At 29.2% G+C, this 24,740-nt stretch carries 24 protein-coding genes and 1 pseudogene; 18 read left to right on the top strand and 7 right to left on the bottom strand.

All coding sequences use genetic code 11. The annotated features are described in order from the left end of the window. Positions 1-185 precede the first annotated feature (185 nt). Positions 186-362: pseudogene (locus tag CQA75_RS02260) on the top strand (DUF2972 domain-containing protein); the annotation flags it as partial. Here CQA75_RS02260 and CQA75_RS02255 read toward each other — a convergent pair. Next, positions 359-1,678, bottom strand: a complete 1,320-nt coding sequence (locus CQA75_RS02255; protein ID WP_137623436.1) for an apolipoprotein N-acyltransferase — start codon at positions 1,676-1,678, stop codon at positions 359-361. The pseudogene CQA75_RS02260 and the gene CQA75_RS02255 overlap by 4 nt on opposite strands. Between CQA75_RS02255 and yajC the strand changes: the two genes are divergently transcribed. Genes yajC through CQA75_RS02185 form a run of 14 tightly spaced genes read left to right on the top strand, consistent with a single transcriptional unit; the run spans position 1,651 to position 16,912 of the window. After that, entirely contained in the window at positions 1,651-1,923 is a 273-nt protein-coding gene (gene yajC / locus CQA75_RS02250; protein WP_137623435.1) for a preprotein translocase subunit YajC, read from the top strand. The two genes, CQA75_RS02255 and yajC, sit on opposite strands and share 28 nt — an antisense overlap. Next, a complete protein-coding gene (secD, locus tag CQA75_RS02245; RefSeq protein WP_137623434.1) occupies positions 1,916-3,496 on the top strand; it encodes a protein translocase subunit SecD in 1,581 nt (526 codons plus the stop codon). The genes yajC and secD overlap by 8 nt, the downstream gene beginning before the upstream one ends. Next, entirely contained in the window at positions 3,496-4,470 is a 975-nt protein-coding gene (secF, locus tag CQA75_RS02240) for a protein translocase subunit SecF (protein ID WP_137623433.1), read from the top strand. The genes secD and secF overlap by 1 nt, the downstream gene beginning before the upstream one ends. Before the next feature lie 12 nt (positions 4,471-4,482). Next, positions 4,483-6,912, top strand: a complete 2,430-nt coding sequence (gene leuS, locus CQA75_RS02235; RefSeq protein WP_137623479.1) for a leucine--tRNA ligase — start codon at positions 4,483-4,485, stop codon at positions 6,910-6,912. After that, the gene (gene lptE / locus CQA75_RS02230; RefSeq protein ID WP_137623432.1) at positions 6,909-7,421 is read left to right on the top strand and encodes an LPS assembly lipoprotein LptE; all 513 of its coding nucleotides are present in this window, start codon (positions 6,909-6,911) and stop codon (positions 7,419-7,421) included. Before leuS ends, lptE begins: the two co-directional genes overlap by 4 nt. Next, on the top strand, positions 7,405-8,802 hold the full coding sequence (locus tag CQA75_RS02225; protein WP_137623431.1) for a hypothetical protein: 1,398 nt from the start codon (positions 7,405-7,407) through the stop codon (positions 8,800-8,802). Before lptE ends, CQA75_RS02225 begins: the two co-directional genes overlap by 17 nt. After that, positions 8,789-9,961, top strand: a complete 1,173-nt coding sequence (locus CQA75_RS02220) for a Mur ligase family protein (protein WP_407920016.1) — start codon at positions 8,789-8,791, stop codon at positions 9,959-9,961. The genes CQA75_RS02225 and CQA75_RS02220 overlap by 14 nt, the downstream gene beginning before the upstream one ends. Next, positions 9,948-10,850 carry a peptidoglycan metallopeptidase Pgp4 gene (gene pgp4, locus CQA75_RS02215; RefSeq protein WP_137623429.1) on the top strand — a complete coding sequence of 301 codons (903 nt, stop codon included), beginning with the start codon at positions 9,948-9,950 and terminating at the stop codon, positions 10,848-10,850. The genes CQA75_RS02220 and pgp4 overlap by 14 nt, the downstream gene beginning before the upstream one ends. Then, complete coding sequence (locus CQA75_RS02210) at positions 10,787-11,185, top strand: bactofilin family protein (RefSeq protein WP_137623428.1); 399 nt, start codon at positions 10,787-10,789, stop codon at positions 11,183-11,185. Before pgp4 ends, CQA75_RS02210 begins: the two co-directional genes overlap by 64 nt. Beyond that, positions 11,186-14,152 carry a DEAD/DEAH box helicase gene (locus CQA75_RS02205; protein ID WP_137623427.1) on the top strand — a complete coding sequence of 989 codons (2,967 nt, stop codon included), beginning with the start codon at positions 11,186-11,188 and terminating at the stop codon, positions 14,150-14,152. Next, positions 14,149-14,859 (top strand): endonuclease III domain-containing protein, encoded by a 711-nt coding sequence (locus tag CQA75_RS02200; RefSeq protein WP_137623426.1) that lies wholly within the window; start codon positions 14,149-14,151, stop codon positions 14,857-14,859. The genes CQA75_RS02205 and CQA75_RS02200 overlap by 4 nt, the downstream gene beginning before the upstream one ends. Then, on the top strand, positions 14,859-15,671 hold the full coding sequence (gene thiD / locus CQA75_RS02195) for a bifunctional hydroxymethylpyrimidine kinase/phosphomethylpyrimidine kinase (RefSeq protein WP_137623425.1): 813 nt from the start codon (positions 14,859-14,861) through the stop codon (positions 15,669-15,671). The genes CQA75_RS02200 and thiD overlap by 1 nt, the downstream gene beginning before the upstream one ends. Beyond that, entirely contained in the window at positions 15,661-16,293 is a 633-nt protein-coding gene (thiE, locus tag CQA75_RS02190) for a thiamine phosphate synthase (RefSeq protein ID WP_137623424.1), read from the top strand. The genes thiD and thiE overlap by 11 nt, the downstream gene beginning before the upstream one ends. Next, the gene (locus CQA75_RS02185; protein ID WP_137623423.1) at positions 16,271-16,912 is read left to right on the top strand and encodes a uroporphyrinogen-III synthase; all 642 of its coding nucleotides are present in this window, start codon (positions 16,271-16,273) and stop codon (positions 16,910-16,912) included. Before thiE ends, CQA75_RS02185 begins: the two co-directional genes overlap by 23 nt. Here the strand turns inward: CQA75_RS02185 and CQA75_RS02180 are convergent. The 3 genes from CQA75_RS02180 to fliW form a co-directional block, all read right to left on the bottom strand. Next, positions 16,904-17,371 carry a hypothetical protein gene (locus CQA75_RS02180; protein WP_137623422.1) on the bottom strand — a complete coding sequence of 156 codons (468 nt, stop codon included), beginning with the start codon at positions 17,369-17,371 and terminating at the stop codon, positions 16,904-16,906. The genes CQA75_RS02185 and CQA75_RS02180 overlap by 9 nt on opposite strands. Next, positions 17,368-18,039 (bottom strand): hypothetical protein, encoded by a 672-nt coding sequence (locus CQA75_RS02175; protein ID WP_137623421.1) that lies wholly within the window; start codon positions 18,037-18,039, stop codon positions 17,368-17,370. The genes CQA75_RS02180 and CQA75_RS02175 overlap by 4 nt, the downstream gene beginning before the upstream one ends. A gap of 396 nt (positions 18,040-18,435) precedes the next feature. Continuing rightward, positions 18,436-18,837 carry a flagellar assembly protein FliW gene (gene fliW, locus CQA75_RS02165; RefSeq protein WP_137623419.1) on the bottom strand — a complete coding sequence of 134 codons (402 nt, stop codon included), beginning with the start codon at positions 18,835-18,837 and terminating at the stop codon, positions 18,436-18,438. 152 nt (positions 18,838-18,989) lie between these two features. On the opposite strand from fliW, the gene CQA75_RS02160 reads away from it, so the two are divergent. Both CQA75_RS02160 and lon read left to right on the top strand, forming a co-directional pair. Continuing rightward, positions 18,990-19,637: an outer membrane protein assembly factor BamD gene (locus CQA75_RS02160; protein WP_137623418.1), complete on the top strand. Its 648-nt coding sequence runs from the start codon at positions 18,990-18,992 to the stop codon at positions 19,635-19,637. 15 nt (positions 19,638-19,652) lie between these two features. Beyond that, positions 19,653-22,031: an endopeptidase La gene (gene lon, locus CQA75_RS02155; RefSeq protein ID WP_137623417.1), complete on the top strand. Its 2,379-nt coding sequence runs from the start codon at positions 19,653-19,655 to the stop codon at positions 22,029-22,031. Between the two features lie 35 nt (positions 22,032-22,066). Here lon and rpsR read toward each other — a convergent pair whose 3' ends face one another. Genes rpsR through rpsF form a run of 3 tightly spaced genes read right to left on the bottom strand, consistent with a single transcriptional unit; the run spans position 22,067 to position 23,241 of the window. Then, complete coding sequence (rpsR, locus tag CQA75_RS02150; RefSeq protein WP_059117862.1) at positions 22,067-22,327, bottom strand: 30S ribosomal protein S18; 261 nt, start codon at positions 22,325-22,327, stop codon at positions 22,067-22,069. Positions 22,328-22,339: 12 nt separating this feature from the next. Continuing rightward, the gene (locus tag CQA75_RS02145) at positions 22,340-22,855 is read right to left on the bottom strand and encodes a single-stranded DNA-binding protein (protein ID WP_137623416.1); all 516 of its coding nucleotides are present in this window, start codon (positions 22,853-22,855) and stop codon (positions 22,340-22,342) included. Positions 22,856-22,863: 8 nt separating this feature from the next. Continuing rightward, positions 22,864-23,241 (bottom strand): 30S ribosomal protein S6, encoded by a 378-nt coding sequence (gene rpsF / locus CQA75_RS02140; protein ID WP_137623415.1) that lies wholly within the window; start codon positions 23,239-23,241, stop codon positions 22,864-22,866. A gap of 232 nt (positions 23,242-23,473) precedes the next feature. Between rpsF and CQA75_RS02135 the strand changes: the two genes are divergently transcribed. Next, on the top strand, positions 23,474-24,739 hold the full coding sequence (locus CQA75_RS02135; protein ID WP_137623414.1) for an MFS transporter: 1,266 nt from the start codon (positions 23,474-23,476) through the stop codon (positions 24,737-24,739). Position 24,740 lies beyond the last annotated feature (1 nt).

The following is a 24,740-nucleotide window of genomic DNA, read 5'->3' as shown; positions in this document are numbered from 1 at the left end:
TAAAAATGGGTGATTGAGTATTTAGTTTTATTTAATAGCATAAAAATATATTCTATCTAAAAATTTGAATAGAACGGTATTAAAGATAAAATATTTGACTACAAAAAATAAGCTATATGATTTTAAATAAATTTTTAAATTTAATTAATGTAATAAAATTATAATTTTCATAAAAAAATAAAAAATTATCAGAAAAAGATATTTTATTGTTCTTAAAAAATAATCATTTTTTAAGAACAAAATTCATGCAAATTATGAATTTAAATCATTTGTCCTATATCAAGCAACATCGTCCTGACATAGTAGCTTCTTGGAAGTATTATCAAGAATTTAAAAAAATGTGTGAAGAGTTGGATGATTAAGATTTATGAAATTTCTTAAATACTTTCATCCAACTTTTGCTTAACATTTTTTTAGGGGTTATTAGGGCATTTTCTTTGCCATTAACTGCATGATAAACGCTTACTCCATATTTGCTTGCATAAAATTTCATCAATAATTGTTGAAGTTTATATTCACTTGAATGATTAAACCAAGCATTGTTGCTTATGGCTATGATAATTTGAGAATTTTGATAATTTTTTTCTTTGGTTGCTTCATAGCAAATTGCATTGGTGATGATTTTATGATCGAGTTTATATTTACTTTGAATAGGACCTTTAGAAAATTCTTGAGTGTTAGGTAAAAAATATTTTTGAATGAGATTTTTAAAGATTGGAATTTCTTCTCCAAATGGAACTAGATAATGTTTATTAAGTATATAAACATTGCCTTCTTTAAAAATATAAGTGCTGTTGTAAATATGATCGTTTTCGCTATTAAAAGCTCCAGTAATAATTGTGATTTGATAAGATAAATTTTTGAGTAAATTTTCATAAGGAGTATTTTTCAAATCAAAAGGAAAAGCGGTTTCAGGTAAAATCACCAATTTTTTGTTTTCTTTAATTGCTTCAATGATTTCTTTTAAAAGAAATTCTGTATTGGATTTTATATTTTCTACTAAAAATTTTTGATCTTGAGATATATTTGTATTGATTAATTTATAAGATATGTCTAGTTTTTGAGCTTGTTTTTCATGGTATTGTAATCCCATGAAAAACAAAATTAAAACTATAGCTATTTTGTAATATCTTGAAATATAACCTTCATAAATAAAATAAGCGATTAGAAAAATAGAAATAATGCCCTTATAACTTGTATCAAAAAAACCATAAACGGTAAATATTCCCCAATTTAGCCAATCAAACCCAAAGGGATGGATAAAACTAAGGCAAAAAATTCCACAAAGTCTTAAAAAATCAAATTTCAACCAATGACAAATTCTAAAAAGTAAGCCATAAAACAATCCTATAAAAAAGATGATAATGGGAACTAAATAACTAAGATTAAAATAAATTGAGGAAAGCCCTATCCACCAAAACCAAAGTATTCCTGTAAAAAAACCTATCCAAAAGTATTCTTTGGCTTTTTTATGTTTTAAAAGTAATATTAAGCCCCAAATCGCTAAAAATGGACTTATAGTTTGGGTAAAAATGTTTTCAAAAAAAGATAAATAAATTGGATTTGAAAGTAAAATTGCAACAAAAAAGACTTTTATTATTTTAAAAATGGTAGAATTAGTATTTAATTTTTTTGGAATAAAGGAAAAATATGGAAGAAAAGTCAATTTTAACCTCATTGTTACCTCTTGTTGTTTTATTTGCTATTTTTTATTTTTTAGTAATAAGACCGCAGCAAAAACAAGCAAAAACTCATAAAGATATGCTTAATTCTTTGCAAAAAGGCGATAAAATCATTACTACTGGTGGACTTATTTGTGAAGTTGTAAAACCAGAAGAGGATTTTATCAAAGTTAAGCTTAATGAAGACAATGTTACTGCGAAAATTTCGCGAGAATTTGTAGCAAAGAAAATTGATGCGTAATTCTAAACTAACCTATAGACTGATTGTTTTTATAGCGGTTTTTATCTTTGGAGTGATTTTTTCACTTCCTTCTTTTTTGCAATCTCAAAAAGGCGCCAAAATTAATCTAGGTCTTGATTTACAAGGCGGACTTTATATGCTTTTGGGGGTGGATAATGAAGAAGCAGTAAAATCTAAAATCAAGTCTATTGCCTCTTCTTTAAATTATTCTTTTAATAAAGAGAATATTTTAAATGATGGATTAAGCACTCATGGAGATAAATTAGAATTTACCTTACTTGATAATGCAGATGTATCTAAAGTAGATGAATTACTTAAGGAAATCAAGGGTTTAAAAATCCAAAATGAAAATATGCATTATCAAATTTCTTTTACCCAAGAAGAAGTTAAAAATATCGAAAATTTTGCACTTTTGCAAGCTGTTGAGACAATCAGAAATCGTTTGGATCAATTTGGACTTGCTGAACCTACAGTTGCTAGACAGGGTGAAGATAAAATTTTGGTTGAACTTGCAGGTATTAAAACCAAAGAAGATGAATTAAGAGCAAAGGAACGTATTACCAAAGCAGCACATTTGCAACTTATGGAAGTGGATGATTCTAAAATGGGAGAAGCTGCAACTATGAGCGATGCAGAGGCAGCGAGTTATGGGCTTATTTTAGTCCCAGATTCTAGAAATCCAAATTTAAAATATCCGTTAAAAAGTGTTCCTATTTTAGATGGATCAATGCTGACAGATGCTAGGGTTGGTTTTAGTGATAAAAGTAATTATCCGGTGATTAATTTTACTTTAAATTCTGAAGGTGCAAAAAAATTTGCTGATTATACAGGATCTCATGTTGGCAAACGTTTAGCAATCGTGCTGGATAATAAAGTTTATTCTGCTCCATCTATTAATGAAAGAATAGGCGGAGGAAGTGGTCAAATTAGTGGAGCTTTTACCCAAGAAGAAGCCCGTGATGTAGCTGTAGCTTTAAGAAGTGGAGCTTTATTGGCACCGGTTAAACTTTTAGAACAAAGAAGTATAGGACCATCTTTAGGTGCTGATAGTATAAAAATGAGTATGATGGCCTTAACGGGTGCGTCTATTTTTATTATAGTTTTTATGATAATTTATTACCGCGTAGCTGGAGTTTTTGCTAATATTGCAATGATAGTTAATATTTTAGTTGTTGTTGCTATTATGGCAATGTTTGGAGCTACTTTAACTCTACCAGGTATGGCAGGACTTGTTTTAACTGTAGGGATGGCTGTGGATGCTAATGTAATTATCAATGAACGTATCCGAGAGCTTTTGCGAGATGGAGTAAAAATAAAAACAAGTATAGAGCAAGGCTATAAAAATGCTATGAGTGCCATTGTGGATTCTAATATTACTTCTTTGGTTACTTCAGTTGTGCTTTATATTTATGGAACAGGATCGGTTAAAGGCTTTGCTGTAACTTTGGGTATAGGTATAGTTGTTTCTATGATCACTGCTATTTTAGGAACTCATGGAATGTTTGATTTATTTATGCATCGTATTGAAAAAAGCAATGATACAAAATTTTGGTTTGGATATAGGAGAAAATAATGCAGTTTTTTAGCGAAAAGAAAATTTATGATTTTATGAGAATGCGATTTGCTGCAATTTCTCTTTCTTTTTTTCTATTTTTTGGATCAATTTATTTACTTTGGGATAGAGGTTTGCAATACGGTATTGATTTTAGTGGAGGAACTTTGATCCAGCTTAAATATGATAATGAAGTTGCCCCTATACCTCAAATTCGTGAGCTTTTAGAAAAAAAAGGTGGTTTTCAAAGTCTATCTGTGACAGAATTTGGCAATAAAGATGAAGTAACCATTCGTTTTTTAGGAAGTAATGATAGTCTAGGAAATGATATTAGCGCTTATATCAGTGAAATTTTAAAAGATACTGGAAAATTCGAAGTTCGTAGAGCTGATGTTGTAGGCCCAAAAGTTGGAGATGAGCTTAGAAATAAAGGGATTACTGCTGTTGTTATTTCATTGATCGCTATTTTAATTTATTTAGCAGTTCGTTTTGAGTGGCGTTTTGCTATGGCTGCAATTATTAGTGAAATTCACGATGTGATCATAACTTTGGGTGCGATTTCTCTTTTTAAGATCGATGTTAATTTGGATACTTTAGCTGCAGTTTTAACTGTGCTTGGATATTCTTTAAATGATACAATCATTATTTTTGATAGGATAAGAGAAGGGATTAAAACAAGCAAAAGAACAGAGCTTGCACCTATTATTAATGAAAGTGTATCGGCAACTTTATCAAGGACTATTTTAACATCAGGGCTTACTTTAGCTACAGTAGTTATTTTGTATTTTTTTGGCGGAGAAATGATACAAGGATTTTCTTTAGCGCTTATAGTGGGTATTGTAGCAGGAACCTTAAGTTCTATTTTCGTAGCAAGTCCGACTTTACTTTGGTTTAAATTTAATGTGCTTGATTTTAGAAATAAAGAGCTTGAAAAACTCAAAAGAAAACAAGAAAAAGAACGTAATCGTTCTATGTATGAAAAAGGAATAGTTTAAGGAGAATAATTGATGGCTTATGAAGCAAAGAGTATAGAAAAAAAATGGCAAGAAATTTGGGATCAAAATGATTATTTTGAACCAAAAAATGATTTTTCTTTGCCTAAAAAATATATTTTATCAATGTTTCCTTATCCAAGTGGGCGCATCCACATGGGACATGTTAGAAATTATAGCATAGGGGATGCTATATCGAGATATTACCGAAAAATAGGTTACAATGTTTTGCATCCTATCGGTTTTGATAGTTTTGGTATGCCCGCTGAAAATGCTGCGATTAAACATAAGGTGCATCCAAAATCTTGGACTTATGAAAATATAGATTATATGAAAAATGAACTTTTTTCTTTAGGTTTTTCTTTTTCAAAAAAAAGAATTTTAGCTACTTCTGATCCACTTTATACAAAATTTGAACAAGAATTTTTTATTAAAATGTATGAAAAAGGCTTGATTTATACTAAAGAAGCTAATGTTAATTGGTGTGAGCAAGATCAAACGGTTTTAGCAAATGAGCAAGTTGAAGATGGAAAATGTTGGCGTTGTGGGCATGAAGTTGTCCAAAAAAAGATGCCAGGATATTATGTAAAAATCACAGCTTATACAGATGAGCTTTTAAAAGAGCTTAAAAATTTGAAGGATAAGTGGCCAAATCAAGTATTAACAATGCAAGAAAACTGGATAGGTAAAAGTGAAGGTCTTGAATTTAAGCTTATTTTAGATGAAAAAAGCCAAGAAAAAAGCCAAGAAGATCATATTAATGTTTTCACTACACGTGCTGATACGATATATGGGGTAAGTTATATTGCTTTATCAGTTGATCATAAAATTGTCCAAAATCTTATGAATCATTCTCATTTAGATTCTAAGCTAATCGAAAAAATCAAGCAAATTCAAAATCAAACTCCAAGAGAAAGACAAAGTGCTGAAAAAGAGGGCTATTTTTTAGATATTTACGCTTTGCACCCCTTAACAAAAGAAAAAATTCCTGTATGGGTTGCTAATTTTGTTTTATCTGATTATGGGAGTGGTGCAGTTATGGCTGTTCCTGCACACGATGAGAGGGATTTTGAATTTGCAAACAAATATAAGCTTGAAATTAAAAAAGTGATCGAGTGTGATTCCAAACTTCCATATACACAAAAATCAGGAAAACTCATAGAAAGTGGTGAATTTAGCGAAATTGAGTGTAATATAGCAAGAGATAAAATCATTGCTTTATTTGAGAAGGAAAATATAGGGAAAAGAACCATTAATTTTAAAATTCGAGATTGGGGGGTTTCGCGTCAAAGGTATTGGGGTGCTCCTATTCCTATGATTAAATGTGAAAAATGTGGCATAGTTCCACAAAAAATAGAAAATCTTCCTGTTGTTTTACCTGAAGATATAGAGATCACCGGAGAAGGAAATCCTTTAGAAAAGCACCCAACTTGGAAAGAATGTACTTGTCCAAAATGTGGTCTTAAAGCCTGCAAAGAAACAGATACTTTAGATACTTTTTTTGAAAGTTCTTGGTATTTTGCACGTTTTGCAAGTGATGAGAAAACTTGGCAAGAAAAAGCCTTGGATGAGTCAAGTATGAAATATTGGATGAATGTTGATCAATATATTGGCGGCATTGAACATGCTATTTTACATTTGCTTTATGCAAGATTTTTTCAAAAAGCTTTGAGAGATTTAGGATATTTAAATGATAGTGAGCCTTTTGATAGACTTTTAACTCAAGGTATGGTTTTAAAGGATGGGGCTAAGATGTCAAAGTCTAAAGGCAATGTTGTAGATCCTGATGATATTATTAAAAAATATGGAGCCGATACGGCAAGATTATTTATTTTATTTGCTGCACCACCTGCGAAAGAGTTAGAGTGGAATGATGATGCGCTTGAGGGTGCCTATAGATTTATTTGCAGACTTTATGATAAGGCGCAAAATGTTAAAAAAGGAAAGCTTTTAGAGCTTAAGCAAGAAAATTTAAATAAAGAAGAAAAATATGCGAGATTAAAAGTATATGAAGCTTTGAAAAAATCTGAAGAAGTATATACTCAAACCTTTGCATTTAATACTTTGATTGCATCTTGCATGGAGGCTTTAAACGCACTTTCAAATTGCAAGAATGAAGCTTTAGAACAAGAAGCTTTTTATATCATCTTAAATATTTTAGAGCCTATTATTCCTCATGTTTGCTTTGAATTAAGTGAGCACCTTTTTGGATGTGAAAATTTTAAAATTTTAGAATTAAAAGAAGAAGTTTTTGTAAAAGATATACTAAATTTAGCCGTAAGTGTTAATGGAAAAAAACGTGCAGAGATAGAAATTTCAAGTTCTGCTAGTAAAGATGAAATTCTAAAAATAGCTAAAGAAAGCGTTTTTAAATGGATTCAAGATAAAAATATAGTCAAAGAAATTTATATTGAAGGAAAATTGGTTAATTTGGTGATTAAATGAAGAAAGTTTTTATTAGTTTTATAGTGTTGTTTTTTTCAGCTTGTGGCTATGTTCCAACTTCAAAAATAGCCGATAATATCTTTGATGAGAAGGTTTATGTTAATGTAGAATTAAACCTTCAAGATCCTAAAAATAGTATTTTTGTGGCTGATACTCTTAAGGAAATGGTTATTTCTAAACTTGGAAGAAAACTTGCCTTAAAGCATGAGGCTGATGATATTATCAATGTTAAGATGGATAATCTTGATTTTATTCCTTTAATTTATGATAAGAATGGCTATGTTGTAAGCTATAAAGCTAGATTAAATTTGGAATTTTATGTTATCTTTAAAGATGGCACAAGTGAGCATTTTAATACAAGCGGTAGTTATAATTTTGATATTTCACCTAATAGTATCATAAGTGATTCTGCACGCTATGATGCTATCCGTTCTGCTTCAAGTGAAGCTTTTGATGAATTTATTTCAGCTATAGCTATTAAAGGTCATAAGCGTGCTGCCCAACATTAATGAAATCGCAAAAAAAACTTTAATTGCTTTAAAGGAAAGAAAGTTACGTCCTACTCCTGAAAATTATACTGAAGTATTTGAAGAAATTGCACAAAAAGATAAACTTACAACCTTAAACAAAGTAAAATTGGAAAAATATAAAGCTTTGCTTTTATCAAATTATCAACAAGAGCTTGATTCAAAACCTGTTCGTACTATTGAGGAATTGATAACTTTTTTAATTTCTGTGCTTAATAGACAAAGTGGAAAGCAATTTAGTGAATTTTTTGATTTTTTATCCACTCTATGCAAGGCCTTACAAGTAAGCAAAGATAAAAAAATTAGAGATTTAGCAAAAATTACTTCGATAAGAATTTCTAAAACTATGGATAGCGAAAGTATTTATTTGCTTTCCAAAAAATGGAAAGAATTGGAAAAAAGTTATGAAGAAAATGATTTTGATAATGAGATAAGAAAGTACGGTATTGGTAAATTTGATGATTTTGACACAGTAATTAAGAAACTTTTAAATAAACTTGGAGAAAGAAATTTAGAATATTTTTGCGAACTTTTAACGTCTTGTTTAAATCCTTCTTTGGTGGATGATCTTAAAATTCAAGGGTTTTCACAAAATTTATCTAAAAAAGCTTTTTTAATCAATGAAAATAATTTTAAAAATGAACTTTTAGAAATTGTTAGTCACCGAGTGATGGTTGATAATATGTATGTGCAAAAAAATTTAAATTTTTTCAATGAGAATTTAAAAAAGATCTATGAGCTTTTTAGCTTATTAAATAAGACTAATCAGCAAAATATGGATTTTGTTAACACTTTAAATCCAGATGAAAAGGGTGAGGTTAAGATTAGTTTTGAGTTTTTAAAGAAAAAGCTTGAGCAGCTTAGTGAAAAGATTAATTCTTTAAATACCCAAATTGAATTCACTCAAAGTCTTGAAGAGAGAGAATCTTGGACCGTTGTTAAAGAGCTTGAGAAATTGGATGAAAATTTTAAAAAATATAAAGTAAATTATGCATTAGCTTTATTCTCTATACAAAACTATCGTTTTATTATGGAAAAATATGGGGTTGGGAGTTTAAATGAAATTTTTGTTCGTTTTAAAAAAATTTTAAAAGATAGTTGCAATGAATTTGATGAACTTTGGATGATTGATGAAAAAAGTTATTTGATTATTTCTCCAGGAAAAAGCAAAGAAGAAGTTTCTAGGCTTGTAAATGATAATTTAAAGACTATTGAGAATTTTCGTTTTATTTATAAGCAAGATGTTATTACGCCAAAGATTGATACAGCTTATTTAGATAAGCAAAGTAATCCAGATATTAATATCTTAGAAGAATTAATAAGCCAAATTGCTGATTTAAATCAAAAAAATGATACAGAATAAGGTGAATGATTTTTTAGCAAAGAAAAGTCTTTGCTATGATAGAATTGATCGTTTTTTAATGTTTAGAATGTATGAAAAATACAAGAATCAACTTTTATTAAAACCAGTAATTCAAATCATTGGAACCAATGGTAAAGGAAGCACCGGACGTTTTTTAACCCAACTTTTAGAAAACGTAGGATATAGCGTTGGACATTATACCAGTCCTCATATATTTGACTTTAAGGAACGTTTTTATAAAAATAAAGATATAGTTAGTGATGAGGAATTAGAACAAGCCCATGAGCAATTGGAAAAAATTTTCAAAGAAGAATTAAATAAGCTAAGTTATTTTGAATACGCTACTTTTCTTGCAGCTGTGCTTTTTAGAGAATGTGATTATGTTATATTTGAAGCAGGTTTAGGTGGAGAATATGATGCAACTTCAGTTTTTGAAAAAAAAATGAGCATTTTTACAAAAATAGGTTTTGATCATATGCAAATTTTAGGTGATTCTTTGGAAGAAATTGCAAGAACTAAACTTAAAGTTATGTCAAAAAAAACTTTAATTTCATCAGAGCAAGAAGAAGTTGTTTTGCAAATGGCAAAAAAAATTGCTAAACTAAAAAATATTGATCTTATCTTTGCTTCAAATTTTGAAGGCGATTATTTATCATTAATTCAAAATTATATTCAAAAATATAATTTACCTTTATATTTAAAACATAATTTAATCTTAGCTTTAAATGCTTTTGAGATATTGCTTTCTAAGGAAAAAATAAAAGCAGCTTTAGCTAAATTGGGAAGATTAAATCTTAAAGGGCGACTTGAGCAATTAAAGCCAAATTTATATATAGATGTTGGACATAATGTAATGGCAGCTGCTGCTTTGCGTGATCAATTTATGGGTGAAAAAATAATTTTGGTTTATAATTCTTATCAAGATAAAGATGTTTTTGAAATTTTAAAAACATTAAAGCCTATTATTGATACAATTAAAATATACAAATATGTTAGCATAGAAAGAAAGCTAATAAGTAATGAAATTTATAATATAGCTAATATTTTAGGGATCAAATGCGAAGAATTCAATTTTTTAGAAAAACAGAAAAAAACTTTAGTATTTGGTTCTTTTGCTTTAGTAGAAAATTTTTTAAAGGAATGGAGTGATAAAAAATAAATTTACAATTACAATCACAGATATTAATGGTTCTAAACATTTTTATCTGAATCAGATTATTAAGAAAATTTTTATTTATATTATTGCTTTTGTGCTTTTATTTTTAATTTTTAGTGGTTTTTATATCAAATATCTTGACAGTAAAGTTACAGATGTGAGTAAAAAAAGAGAAGAACTTTTGGCAAAAAGTAAAGAGCTTGAACATTCTAATATTCAAATGCAGAAAAAAATTGAAGAAAAAGCAAAGCAATACGCAGCTATCGAAGATAAAATTGCTTCTTTTGAGGAAGCTTTGGGTTTAGAAGCTGAAAATAATCTTACAATTACAGATAGATTGGAAAATCTCAAATTAACCAATGAGCAACAAGTTGAGATTTTAAAGCAAATTCCTAATGGGTGGCCTATAGAAAATAAGGGTATCACGGGAAATTTTGGTTGGAGAGAACATCCGCTTTTAAAAAGAAAAGAATTTCATCCAGGTATTGATTTAAGAGCAGAAATTGGCACTCCTGTACATGCTACAGCAAATGGGGTTGTGGAATTTGCAGGATATAGCGATAATGGATATGGCTATAATGTTATTTTACTCCATAATTTTGGTTTTAAAACCGTTTTTGCACATATGACACGCAGAGATGTTGTTAAAGCAGGGCAATTTGTTACCAAAGGACAATTGATAGGATATAGTGGAAATACTGGTCTTTCAACGGGGCCGCATTTGCATTATGAGGTGAGATTTATCAATAAAACTCTAGAACCATTATATTTTTTAAATTTACAAAGAAAAAATATGAATAATTTTTTTAATCAAGAAAGGAGAGTTCCATGGCAATCTTTAGTAAAGGCAGTCACAGCGCAGCATCTACCTCAAACTCAGAAACAACAGTAATTTCTTCAGGTGCTAGAATAGAAGGTAAATTTTATTTTGCCTCAATGCTCCATGTGGATGGAGAGCTTAGTGGAGTTATACATTCTGAAAGTATTGTAGTGATCGGTAAGAATGGTAATTTAAAAGGCGAGTTAAAGGCTGATAAAATCGTTGTAAATGGTTATTTTGAGGGCGAATTAGAGGCAAATAGTTTAGAAATTTTAACCGGTGGAATGGTTAATGGAGATATCAATATTAAAGAATTAGCTATAGAAAATGGCGGACGCTTTAATGGGGTGAGTAAGATCAAGCAAGATGAACCGGTTAAATTAATAGAAAATACACCAGAAGAATAAATGCAAGCTAATTTTTTTGAATACTTGCAAGAAAATAAAGCACCGCAACTTGTGCTTTGTGAAAATGATAAAGAAGCTTTTTTATTGACTCAAGTTTCTCTTTATCAAGGTTTTAAAACTTTTGTTTTACCAGATTTTAGAGCTGAATTTGGGGATGATCTAAGGGCATTTTCTAAAGAACTTTTTGAAATTTGTAAAGTTTTAAATGCCTATCATAAAGAAAACAATGATAAAATTTTAATCTCTCCATTATCTACTGTTTTAAAAAAACTTCCCTCTAAAAATCATTTAAAAAATTATGTTGTATCTAAAAAAGATACATTTAAAATCAATGAATTTCGTGATGAACTTGTAAAATTAGGCTATGAATTTGTTGATATGGTGCAAGATAAAGGTGAGGTGAGTATTAGAGGTGAGGTTATCGATATATTTTGCATCAATGAAGAGACTCCAATTAGAATTTTATTATTTGATGAAGAGATAGAAAGCATTAGAAAATTTGATCTTGCGACGCAAAAATCCATAGCCAAAGAATATGAGAGTTTTGAAATTTGTCCATTTTTAAACCATTTTTCAAATTCAGATTATGAAAATTTTCAAAATAATTTAGAGCATTTTGAAAGTAATACTTTAATCAATGATATCAATTCTTTGGGCTTTTGGTGTATAGATGATTTTTATGATTATTTAGAGCTTGATTTTATTAGTATTAAAAAATTTGATGAACAAGAATGGCAAAAAGATTTAAGCAATATCAATGCTAGAATTATACCTGAAGCAAAAAAATATAAAGATTTGAAAAGTTTTTATAATAAAGATTTTTTTTATTTTCATCAAAATAAAAAGATTACGGTATTGGCAAAAAATGAGGCTCTTTTTAAAGCTTTAGAATTAGATGAATTTTCAAATATTCATTTTGCAAAAAGTGAGTTGATTTTAAATTTAATCACTCATGAAGAATTGATTATCTCACTCAATAAAAAAGAAAAACAAAAATACAAACGCAAAGCAAATTTAATCATAGATGAGCTAAAACAAGGCGATTTTATTGTCCATGAAGATTATGGCGTGGGTAAATTTTTAGGTCTTGAGATGATCAGCGTAGCGGGAGCTAAAAAAGAATTTGTTTCTATTGAATATCAAAATAGCGATAAACTTCTTTTGCCAGTTGAAAATTTATATCTTATAGACAAATATTTAGCTACAAGTGGTTCTATTCCACTTTTAGATCGTCTAGGAAAAACCACTTTTATTAAATTAAAAGAAAAATTAAAAGTTAAGCTTTTAGCCATTGCTTCTGAGATTGTTGCTATGGCGGCTAAAAGATCTTTGATTAAACCAAAGCCAATCAAAGTTGATTATGCCCAACAGGCATATTTTACCTCAAAAGCCGGATTTTCCTATACCGAAGATCAAGTTAAGGTGTGTGAGGAAATTTTACAAGATTTTCAAAGCGGTAAAGTTATGGACAGGCTTTTAAGCGGAGATGTGGGTTTTGGTAAAACTGAAGTTGCCATGAATGCCATTTATCCTGTGGTTAAAAGTGGATTTAGTGTTTTTTTCTTTGCACCAACGACGCTTTTATCACATCAGCATTTTAAGACTTTGAAAAAACGTTTTGAAAATTTTGAAATTCCTATTTTTAAGCTTGATCGTTTTACAAATTCTAAAGAGAAAAAAGCACTTTTAGAATATTTAGATCAAGAAAAACCTTGTGTTATTGTTGGTACTCATGCGCTTTTAAATTTACAGTGTAAAAATCTAGCTCTTGTGATTATTGATGAGGAGCATAAATTTGGAGTAAAACAAAAAGAAAAATTAAAAGAATTAACCCAAAATTCGCATCTTTTATCCATGTCAGCTACTCCTATTCCAAGAAGTTTAAATCAGGCTTTAAGCTCTATAAAATCTTATAGTGTATTGCAAACCCCGCCAGAAGACAGACTGGATGTGAGAACTTTTGTTAAAGAAAGCGATGATGCGCTTTTAAAAGAAATTATTTCTAGAGAATTAAGACGTGGAGGGCAAATTTTTTATATTCACAATCACATAGCAAGTATTGAACAATGCAAAAAACATTTGCTTGAACTTTTTAAAAATTTAAAAATTTTAGTCTTACATTCTAAAATCGATGCAAAAGTACAAGAAGAAGAAATGCTTAAATTTGAAAATAAAGAATATGATTTGCTTTTAAGCACTTCTATAGTTGAAAATGGCATTGATTTGGCCAATGCCAATACTATGATTGTAGAAAAAAGTGATCGTTTTGGAATGGCTGATTTACATCAATTGCGTGGAAGAGTTGGAAGGAGTAATAAGCAAGGATATTGTTATTTTTTAGTTGAAAATAAAGAAAATATCACTCAAGATGCTTTAAAACGTTTAATCTCTTTAGAAAGCAATTCTTTTTTAGGAGCAGGATCTGTTTTGGCTTATCATGATCTTGAGATTAGAGGTGGAGGAAATTTATTAGGAATTGATCAAAGTGGGCATATGGAACAAATAGGACTTAGTCTTTATTTGAAAATGCTAGAGGATGAACTCAATGCTTTAACAAAAAAAGAAATTTTTGAAGAGAAAAAAATTGATTTAAAATTAAATATCAATGCTTTTTTAAATTCAGAATTGATTTCTGAAGATCGTCTTAGGCTTGAAATTTATCGTCGTTTAAGTAAATGTGAAGAAATCAATGAAATTTATGAAATCGAAGGTGAAATCGAAGATCGTTTTGGTAAGCTTGATGTTTATACTAAGCAATTTTTATCTTTAATGATGATTAAAATTTTAGCCTTAGGCAAATTTAAAGTAATCAGCAATTTTGAACAAAATATTCAATTTGTAAATTTTAATGATGAAAAAGAATTTATCAAAGCAAGAAGCAAAGATGATGATGATGTTATCGATGCTATTTTAACATATTTAAGAAAAATAGATGAAAATCAAAATATCTCAAAGGATATTGTATGAACGGAGCAGAAATCTTTAAAAAATTGTTGAGTTTAAATTTGGATTTTAAAGAATTTGATTGGCTTGAAAATCAAGGCTTAAGTGATGTTGAATTATTAATTTCTGTTATTTTAACGCAAAATACAAATTGGAATAATGTCTTAAAAGCTTTAAATAATCTTAGAAATTCTCAAATCACTTCTTTAGAGCAAATTAGTCAAATTGAAAATAATGAACTTGCATTGCTTATAAAGCCAAGTGGATTTTATAATACCAAAGCAAAGCGTTTAAAAGATTTAATTGAAGCGATTTTAAAAAAATATAATGATTTGGATAATTTTAAGGAAAATGTTTCTAGAGAATGGCTTTTAAAGATTAAAGGTTTAGGTTTTGAAAGTGTGGATAGTATTTTAAACTATCTTTGCAAAAGAGAAATTTTGGTTGTCGATAGTTACACTCATAGACTTGCTTTATTTTTAGGATATGAATTTGAAGATTATGAAGAATTAAGGGAATTTTTTCAAAGTGGTATAGAAAACGAACAAGAAGATTTATGTAAAATTTTAAACAAATCTTATGAGCTTTATGAGCTTTATGAGCTTTATGAGCTTTATGAGCTTTATCAGATTTTTCATGCTTTGATTGTTGCTTTTGGAAAACTCGCTTTTAAGGGTAAAAAATTAAGCCTTGAGGGTGAAAAATTAATTCAAATTTTAAAGGAGGGATGATGAGAGCAAAAGGGAGTGATTTGATTCCTGTTTTGACAATAGCGGGAAGCGATTGTAGTGGTGGAGCTGGAATTCAAGCGGATTTAAAGACTTTTAGCGCTCACGAGCTTTTTGGCATGAGTGTAATTTTAAGTGTTGTGGCTGAAAATACAGCAAGGGTTATTTCAGTACATGATATACCAACTTCAAGCGTGGATGAGCAAATGTTAGCTGTTTTTGAAGATATAGTGCCAAAGGCAACTAAGATAGGAATGATAGGAAGTTGTGAGCTTATGAGCTGTGTTGCGAAAAATTTAGAGCTTTACAAACCGCAAAATTTGGTTATTGATCCTGTGATGTTTGCTAAAAATGGTTACGCTTTAATGCCTGAAGAAAATTGTGATTTTTTTAAAAAAACGATTGTTGCTTTTGCGGATTTACTCACCCCAAACATACCAGAAGCGGAATTTCTTTGTGGTTTTAAAATAAAAAATGAAGAAGAAATGATAGAGGCGGCAAAATATTTATGTACTTTGGGTGCTAAAGCCGTTTTACTTAAAGGTGGACATAGTGAAAATAATGCAAACGATGTACTCTTTGATGGCAAAGAAATCCATATTTTAAAAGGTGAGCGTATAGAAACTAAAAATACACATGGAACGGGTTGTACTCTTTCTTCAGCTATTGCAAGTAATTTGGCTAAGGGTTATGATTTGTTAGAAGCAGTCAGTAGTGCAAAAGAATACGTTAAAAATGCGATTTATTATTCTTTAAATTTAGGAAAAGGTTGTGGGCCAACCAATCATTTTTATAGGTTTTTAAGTGAAAAATAATCTTGATTTAAAATTATATCTTGTTGCAAGCAGAGGAAAAAGAAGCGATGAGGTATTTTTAAATATACTTGAAAATGCTATTAAAGGCGGAGTTGGTATAATTCAATTGCGTGAAAAAGAACTAAATTCTCGCGAGTTTTATGAGCTAGGAAAAAAGGTGCAAAAGCTTTGTAAAACTTATAAAATACCTTTTTTAATTAATGATAGAATCGATATAGCCTTAGCTTTAAATGCCGATGGGGTGCATTTAGGACAAGAAGATTTGCAAGTTAAGATCGCAAGGGAGCTTTTGGGAGAGAAAAAAATAATAGGTTTAAGTTTAAAAACTTTAGAACAACTTGATTTTATAGAAGGTGCTGATTATTTGGGTTGTGGTGCAATTAGGGCAACGCCAACCAAAGAAAGCTCCCTTATAAGTTTAGAAACTTTAGAGCAAATTTGCAAAAAAAGCCCCATACCTGTAGTGGCTATAGGCGGGATTGATGAAGAGGTGATATCTGAATTAAAAGGTATTGCTTTGACTGGAATTGCTGTTGTTAGAGCCATCATGGAAGTTAGTGATCCTTATTTGAGTGCAAAGAAACTTAAGGAAACTTTTTGTGCCAATTTATCTTCTAAATAAAGCTCCTTTTGAGGGAGTGAAAAATCTTATCTTAAATGAGATTGTTTTTTTTGATATTAAACTCAATTTAGATCGATATGATGCTTTAGTTTGTACTTCAAAAAATGCTTTAATAGCTCTACAAAAAAACAAAATTCCTTTAAATTTGGATATGGAAGTTTATACCATAGGCGAGAATACGGCTTGTTTTGCCCAAAAATTAGGATTTAAAAATATTAAAATTGCTAAAAAATCTTATGCTAGTGATTTTTTTCAAGAATTTAAAGAAGAGTTGGAAAATAAAAAATGTCTTTATTTAAGAGCAAAAATCATAGCTTCGAGTTTAAATTTAGATTTAAGAAATAATGGTGTTGATTTGGATGAAGTTATTGTTTATGAAAATGTTTTTAAATCAAGCGGTGAAATTTTAATACATCCTTCGATATTTATTTTCACTTCTGCTTTAAGTGTGGAAAATTTTTTAAAAAATTATAGTTTGCATGAAGATGATATCGCTATAAGTATTGGAAATAGTACAGCAAAAAAGCTTTTGAATTTTAAAAATCTTTTTGTGTGTGAAAAACAAAGTATTGAAGCTTGTGTTGCTTTGGCTAAAAAGTTAGAGTCTAGACTAGTATAATTTAGTTTTTTTGGGTTTAAGCCAGAAATTTTCTTTTGTGTGCAAAATGAAGGTTTTATTGATTAAAATTTCATCATTAACTCCTTTTTGAGAATTTAAGGCTATGCTAATATGAGCAATTATAATCCCATCTTTGCTTAAATTTGCGTCTTGATTGATGGATATAAGTTTAAAATCTTCACACTTAGCGATGGGGTAATAATAAGTGATTTGAATTTTATCATTTGGATTAGGATAGTTTAAAGTGATGGAATTTAAACATTCTTTATTTTCTAATTTAGCTTTATATAATAAATATTTGGCGAGTTTTTCATCAATGAGTATTTGTGTTTGTAAATAATAATACGTATCTCTTATAAATCTTGGCGTGTAGCTTAAAAGTGTAGTGTTTAAACTCAGCCAAAATCCTAAAAAAGATATTAAAACTATGAGAGTGATTAAAATATAAGCTTTTTTCATAAAAATAATCTTTTTTCAAGACAATATTCTTGCTTTTGGTTTTTCATACATATTTTTAATTTGGAATTTTGCATTTTGAAAAAACTTATATTTTCGGCTAAGATGGCTTTTTGTTTTAATTCATCGTTAAATTTTGGCTTGATTTCATAATGAATTTGATTGTCTTTAAAAATGAGATTTAACTCAGCACTTATAGGTATAAAGTCCCCAATAAAAGAACTTGAAAGATTGTTTTCTGATAGAATAAAAATTTTTTTAATTTGATGATTGTGTAAGCCATAAACTATGTTTTGTTCATCCTTATAAAGTGCTTTTCTATTTTGAAGTTGGGTTTGTAAATCGCTTTTTGGAGAATATAAAGTAGCATTATTTTTTAAAATTAAAGCGGAGTTAAGCAAACGTGTCTTTTTATCTTCAAGAATCAATAAATCATCTTTTAAAAAACAATGGATAGAATACTCATCTATCAGACTCATATCAATACAAGATTGGAGTAATTTTTCTATTTTAAGTAGTGTTAAATGCGTATTGGTGACAAGTTCTTTTGATTTTAAATTTTTATTATTGAGTTGATAAAATTCCCATAAAGGTTTAGAAAGTATGGCAAGTATTGTTCCAGCTAAAAGAAGTGCGATGATGAATTCAAAAAGAGTAAAAGCTTTTTTCATGGTAGAAAATAGAAAGTGTAATTTTGATCTTTTATGTAAAGTCTTTTAAATTTAAACAAATCATTTTCAATATAATGTTCTTTAAATTTTAAATCTTTTAACTCTTGAGTATGAAGTGTAATGTCTTTTTGCTTGGGGTTTAGATAAAGTTCATTTTGGAGTGTGTATAGTTTTTGAAAAATATCTAATTTTTTTTCATTTTGGTGAAAATAAAAAAATAGTTTTGAAAGACTTATAAAAATTATGCTTAAAATTATAATTGAAATAATTATTTCTAAAAGAGAGAAAGCGTTTTTCATTCATTAGTATTTAAAAATTTTTAAATACAAACAGCATTTCCCTGAGGATAAAAAATGCTATTTTTGTATTTAAAAATTATATTTTTAAGTATTTTAATTATTCATTTTCATTTTTTTTGATGTAGTTAGAAATTTGATCAGCTTGAAAAAAATCAGGATAATTAACTGTATCAAGTATAACTTGAACCATAGTATTATTATCAAGATTGATAACCACAGGGGCTAAAAAATTTACAGTGGACTCCTCTATGCTTTTAGCAATGGCTACTATATTATAAATTTTCATGTTAGAATCAGGTGTTAAAGAAAGCAATTCTTGATAATAAGTTGGTATATCAAATTCATAATCAGGTCTTATAAGATAAGGATTGATAAGTACAAATGAAAAATTTTTGCCATCTAGACTTTTTAATCTTACAAATACTTCATCTATAGTTGAAAATTCCATATTTTTAGTTTCTTCAAAACCTAAAATGGGACATTTAACAGCTAAGGTCATTTTTTCTCCTCAAGATTTATAATCATTATTCTATCATAAAATAAGCAATATTAGTTCCAAATTTTAAATTTATTTATCTAAATTTATTATAATTTACAAAAAATAATCGTAAAATAATGATTTTAATAAGATATTTTAAAAGGCGTAAATTAATGAAAAAAAATTTTTTTCTTTTTATTTTAATAGGAATTTTTTTAAGTTCATGTAGTGTAAAGACCAATGAGGGTTTGTATAATTTAACTGCAAAAGAGTGGTATAAACAAATAATTAAAGATTTACAGGATAAAGATTTAGAAAAGGCTGATGAGCATTATAATGGTATGGCCAGCGAACACGTTTCTAATCCGCTTTTAGAAACCACGCTTATAATTTTAGCACAAGCCCATATTGATGAAGAAGAGTATCAATTGGCTGAGTTTTATTTGGATGAATATAATAAAAAATTTGGCAGTTCTCGCAATGCTGATTATATACGTTATTTAAAAATAAAGGCTAAATTTGATGCTTTTGGGGTGCCAAATCGAAATCAAGCACTAATGCTTGAGAGTCAAAAAGAAATCAGTGATTTTTTACAAGATTATCCTGATACAGAGTATAATCCTTTGGTGCAAACTATGCTGACTAAATTTAATTTAGCGATTTTTTATCTTAATGATACAATTAAAGATTTATACTATAGAACCGGACACACTCAAAGTGCAGAAATTTACGAACAAAAACTAAGAGAAAGTGAATTTTATAAGCAAAGTATTATAAAGCCAGAACTTCCTTGGTATAGAAGCATATTTGAAAAATTTTAATTTTAAAGGAAAATAATGCAAATAGAAGACATACAAAAATATCCAGCTGATTTGCCTGTTTTGGTAGAAGATGAATTATTTTTATATCCTTTTATGATTACACCTATTTTTATCAATGATTCTGAAAATATGAAAGCCTTAGATCTTGCAATTAAAAAAGATTCTATGCTTTTTGTTGCTCCTTCTAAATTTGAAAACGGAAGAACTTTTGATGAAATTTATGATTGTGGGGTTGTGGGTACTATTATGAGAAAAGTACCTTTGCCTGATGGAAGAGTTAAGATACTATTTCAAGGTTATGCTAAAGCTAGAATTATAAAACCAATTTCAAATAAACCTTTAGAGGCAACTATAAATTTAATCGAAGAAGAACCTTTGGATAATACTAAAAAAGAAGCCTTGCTTGGAGTTTTGAAAGAAAAAATCAAGGCATTAGCTAATATCAGTCATTATTTTTCTCCTGACTTGCTTAGAACGATTGATGAAGGAATGGATGCTTCTAGAATTTGCGATTTAGTTTTAAATATTATACGTATTAAAAAACAAGATGCTTATAGTTTTTTTATTTTGACCAATTTAGAAGAAAAACTTTTAAAATTAATTGATTTAATAGCTCAAGAAATTGAAGCAAATAAAATTCAAAAAGAAATTAAAAATAAAGTCCATTCTCGTATTGATAAAGTAAATAAAGAATATTTCTTAAAAGAGCAACTCAGACAAATTCAAAAAGAGTTAGGGAGTGATTCTCAAAAAGAAGATGAGGTTAGAGAATACTATAAAAGATTAGAAAATAAGAAAAAATTTATGCATGAAGATGCTTATAAAGAGATTAAAAAACAAATTGATAAATTTGATCGTATTCATCAGGATAATTCTGAAGCGTCTATGATACAAACTTACATTGAAACGGCCTTAGATGTTCCTTTTGAAAAAATATCCAAAAAAAAGCTTGATATTAAAGAAGTATCTAAGCATTTAAATAACGATCATTATGCCTTAAATAAGCCAAAAGAGCGTATAGAGGAGTATTTTGCTGTTAAAGAGCTTTTAGAAAAACGTTCGGTTTCCGATAAAGATGGAGCCAAAGTTATACTTTGTCTTTATGGTCCTCCTGGTGTGGGAAAAACTTCTTTGGCTAACTCGGTTGCAAAAGCGTTAAAAAGAGAACTTATCCGTATTGCTTTAGGAGGGCTTGAGGATGTAAATGAATTAAGAGGGCATCGTCGCACTTATATAGGAGCTATGCCAGGACGTATTACTCAAGGGCTTATAGAAGCAAAGCAAATTAATCCAGTGGTTGTTTTAGATGAGATAGATAAATTAAACCGAAGTTTTAGAGGGGATCCGAGTGCTGTTCTTTTAGAAATCCTTGATCCAGAGCAAAATTCAAAATTTAGAGATTATTATTTAAATTTCAATATCGATTTAAGTAAGATCATTTTTATAGCTACCGCAAATGATATAAGCAATATCCCAGCACCCTTAAGAGATAGGATGGAATTTATAGAGCTTAGTTCTTATACACCTAATGAGAAATTTCATATTGCTAAAAAATATCTTATTCCAGATGAACTTAAAAAACATGGATTAAAAGCCAGTGAATTAAGTATAAATGATGAAACTATAGAACTTATTATTAGCGAATACACTAGAGAATCAGGTGTGAGAAATTTACGTAGAAAAGTAGCTGAAATTTGTCGAAAAAGTGCAAAAAAATTACTTTTAGAAAAGATAAAAAAAGTAAATATTAATGTTAAAAATCTAGAGGAATTTTTAGATAAAAAGGTTTTTGAGATTGAAAAAAATGATGGAGAAAACCGTATAGGACAGGTTAATGGTTTGGCTTGGACAAGTGTGGGTGGTGATGTATTAAAAGTTGAGGCGATTAAGATAAAAGGCAAAGGAAATTTAACTCTAACTGGTAGCTTAGGCGACGTGATGAAAGAATCAGCTAAAATTGCTTTTAGCGTGATTAAAGTTTTGATTGATCAAGGTAAAATCAAAGTTCCTAAAAAATTTATCTTAGATTCTAAAGGCAATGTTTATGATCATTATGATTTGCACATTCATGTTCCAGATGGTGCAACCCCTAAAGATGGACCAAGTGCAGGTATTACTATAAGTACTGCAATTGCTTCTGTTTTTAGTGATAAAAAAGTATGTGCCGATGTTGCAATGACGGGTGAGATTGATTTGGCGGGAAATGTATTGCCTATAGGAGGTTTAAAAGAAAAACTCATTGCTGCTTACAAGGCTGATATAAAAATCGCTTTAATTCCAAAGAAAAATTATGAAAGAGACTTAAAAGATATTCCTAGCGAAGTTAAGGATAATATGAAAATAATTGCCGTGAAAAATTTCGATGAAGTTTTAAAATATGCTTTGGTAAAATAAATAATCAAGCAAAGGTAAAAAACCTTTGCTTTTTATTATAATCCTTCAAAAGGATTACTAATCACTTCTTTTCTATCAACTATATAAGGAATTAGTGCAACGTGTCTAGCACGTTTTATCGCTACTTCAACCATTTCTTGATATTTTTTACTTGTGCCTGTTAAACGACGAGGCATAATTTTAAATCTTTCTGATAGAGCATGTTTTAACATAGCTGTATCCTTATAGTCTATAAATTCAACTTTTGCTTCTGTATATTTGCAATATTTGCGAGAATATTTTCTTTTTTCTGCCATAATTAATCCTTTTTAAAATGGTAAATCTGTGTCGTCACTATCATAAGCATCGACATCAATTTCTTTAATTTTCTCTTGGTTTTGGTTAGAGTTTGGTGTTTTTTGTGGAGCTTTTTCAAAATTGCTTTGACTTGCATAAGGATCATAGCTTTGATTTTCGTAATTTGTATATGAATTACCAAAATTTCCACTATTTTGAGGTGTATTGTTTGCTCCTAGCATTTCCATATTTTCAACTTGGACGCTATGTTTTGAACGATTTTGACCATTTTGATCGCTCCATTGTTCAAATCTTAGACGCCCTTCGATTAAAATTTTTGATCCTTTTGTGAGATATTGATTTGCAACTTCTGCTGTTCTGCCATAAAAGCTGATATCAATAAAGCAAGTTTCCTCTCTTTTTTCTCCATTTACAGTAAAACGTCTAGTTACAGCAATAGCTGAAGCACCAATCGCATTACCATTTTGCCCATAACGCATTTCTATATTGCGCGTAAGATTACCAACCAAAACAACTTTATTAAACATTGTATTCCTTATTGAATTTCAGGGGTATCTAAAGGTTTAATCTCTTTTTTAGATTGCTTGATACCGTGACTTAGTTTTTCCCAAGCCGCAATCTCTTTTTTATTTTCATATTTTACGATTAAAAATCTAATAATTTCTTCTGTGATTCTTAAAACTCTTTCTAACTCAGCAATTAATTTAGGAGGAGCTTTAAAATAAATAACAAAATAAGTTCCACGCTCATATTTTTTAATTTTGTAAGCGAGTTTTCTAGTGCCCATTGGAACAACAGTTTCGATTTCTGCACCATTTTTTGTAAGGACTTCTTTGACGAATTCCAACTTAGTATTAACCTCTTCCTCTGTAAGAGTTGGTTTTAAAATAAATAAAACCTCATAATGTTTCATAAATTCTCCTTGTGGATATTAAGCCCAATAAATGAGCAAGGATTTTGCAAAGTTTTGACTATGCAAACTTTTAATTATATCAAAATATACTTAATTTATACTTGATAGGATGAAATTATTACCAAAAGTAACATTATTTATTTAAATTTAATTAAAATATATTTTAATTTTATTCAAATGGTGTTTTTTATGCTAAGATAATTTTAATGATTCTATTGATTAGGAGAATGCTATGCAGACAAAACCTATTCGCTGGTTTACTTTCATTGTTTTAGTCATAGGGGGGGGGACTGTCTTTAAACTCTCTTCCTTAAAGGATGCTTTTTATGTTCCTATGCAAGAATTTATGAGTCTTAGTAATACTCAAATTGGTCTTGCGCTTTCAGTTTATGGCATAGTCCAAACGGTTGGAAATTTTGCTTCAATTTATATAGCAGATAGATTTTCTAAGAAAATTCTTATTCCATTTTCCTTAGTGTGTGTTGGTTTGGTGGGAATTTATATTTCTACTTTCCCATCATTTTATGGTATTTTAATCGCTTGGGGATTGTTAGCTTTGTTTGGTGAAGTGATTTATTGGCCTGTTCTTTTAAAGGCAATTCGCTTACTTGGAGACTCTACTCAACAAGGAAGACTTTTTGGTTTTTTAGAAGCTGGAAGAGGGGTTGTAGATACTATTGTTGCTTTTAGCGCTTTAGGAATTTTTTTACTTTTAGGATCTGGAGCAGGTGGATTAAAAGCCGCTATACTTTTTTATAGTGTTTGTGTAATTATCGCAGGTGTTTTGGCTTATTTTTTACTTGAAGATGATAAGATCAATACAACCGATGAACAAGGTAATGAAATCAGCAAAAATCAAGCTGCTTGGAATGGAGTTGTAAAGGCTATAAAAACTCCTGAAATTTGGGTGGTTTCTTTAACTATTTTTACTATTTATTCTATATACTGCGGTTTGACTTCATTTATACCTTTTTTAAAAGATATTTATGGTATGCCAGTAGCTTTAGTTGGAGCTTATGGAATTATCAATCAATACACTTTAAAATTAGTCGGCGGTCCTATAGGTGGATATTTGGCAGATGAAAAATTTCACTCATCAACTAAATATTTAAGATTTGCTCTAATTTTAGCAGCTTTTGCGATTTTGATTTTTATTTTTATGCCTCATGAAAAATTAAATATTTATTTTGGAATGTGTTTAACCTTAGGTTTTGGAGCGATTGTATTTACTATGCGTGCGACATTTTTTGCCCCTGTGGATGAGATTGAAATTCCTAGAGAAATCAGTGGGGCAGCTATGAGTATTGCTTGTATTTTTGGATACTCCCCTCAGCTTTTTTGCTTTGCACTTTATGGCTTTATTATTGATCATTTTGATAAAAGTTTATTAGGATATAGAATTGTTTTTGGTTTGATGGGATTTTTTGCAATTTGTGGCGTTGTGGTGACAACTATTTTATTAAAAATGATAGCTAAGAAAAAAATAATTAAGGATTAAA

The sequence above is a fragment of the Campylobacter taeniopygiae genome, assembly GCF_005406225.1.
Lineage (GTDB): Bacteria > Campylobacterota > Campylobacteria > Campylobacterales > Campylobacteraceae > Campylobacter_D > Campylobacter_D taeniopygiae.
This window is presented reverse-complemented; position numbering and strand designations above follow the sequence as displayed.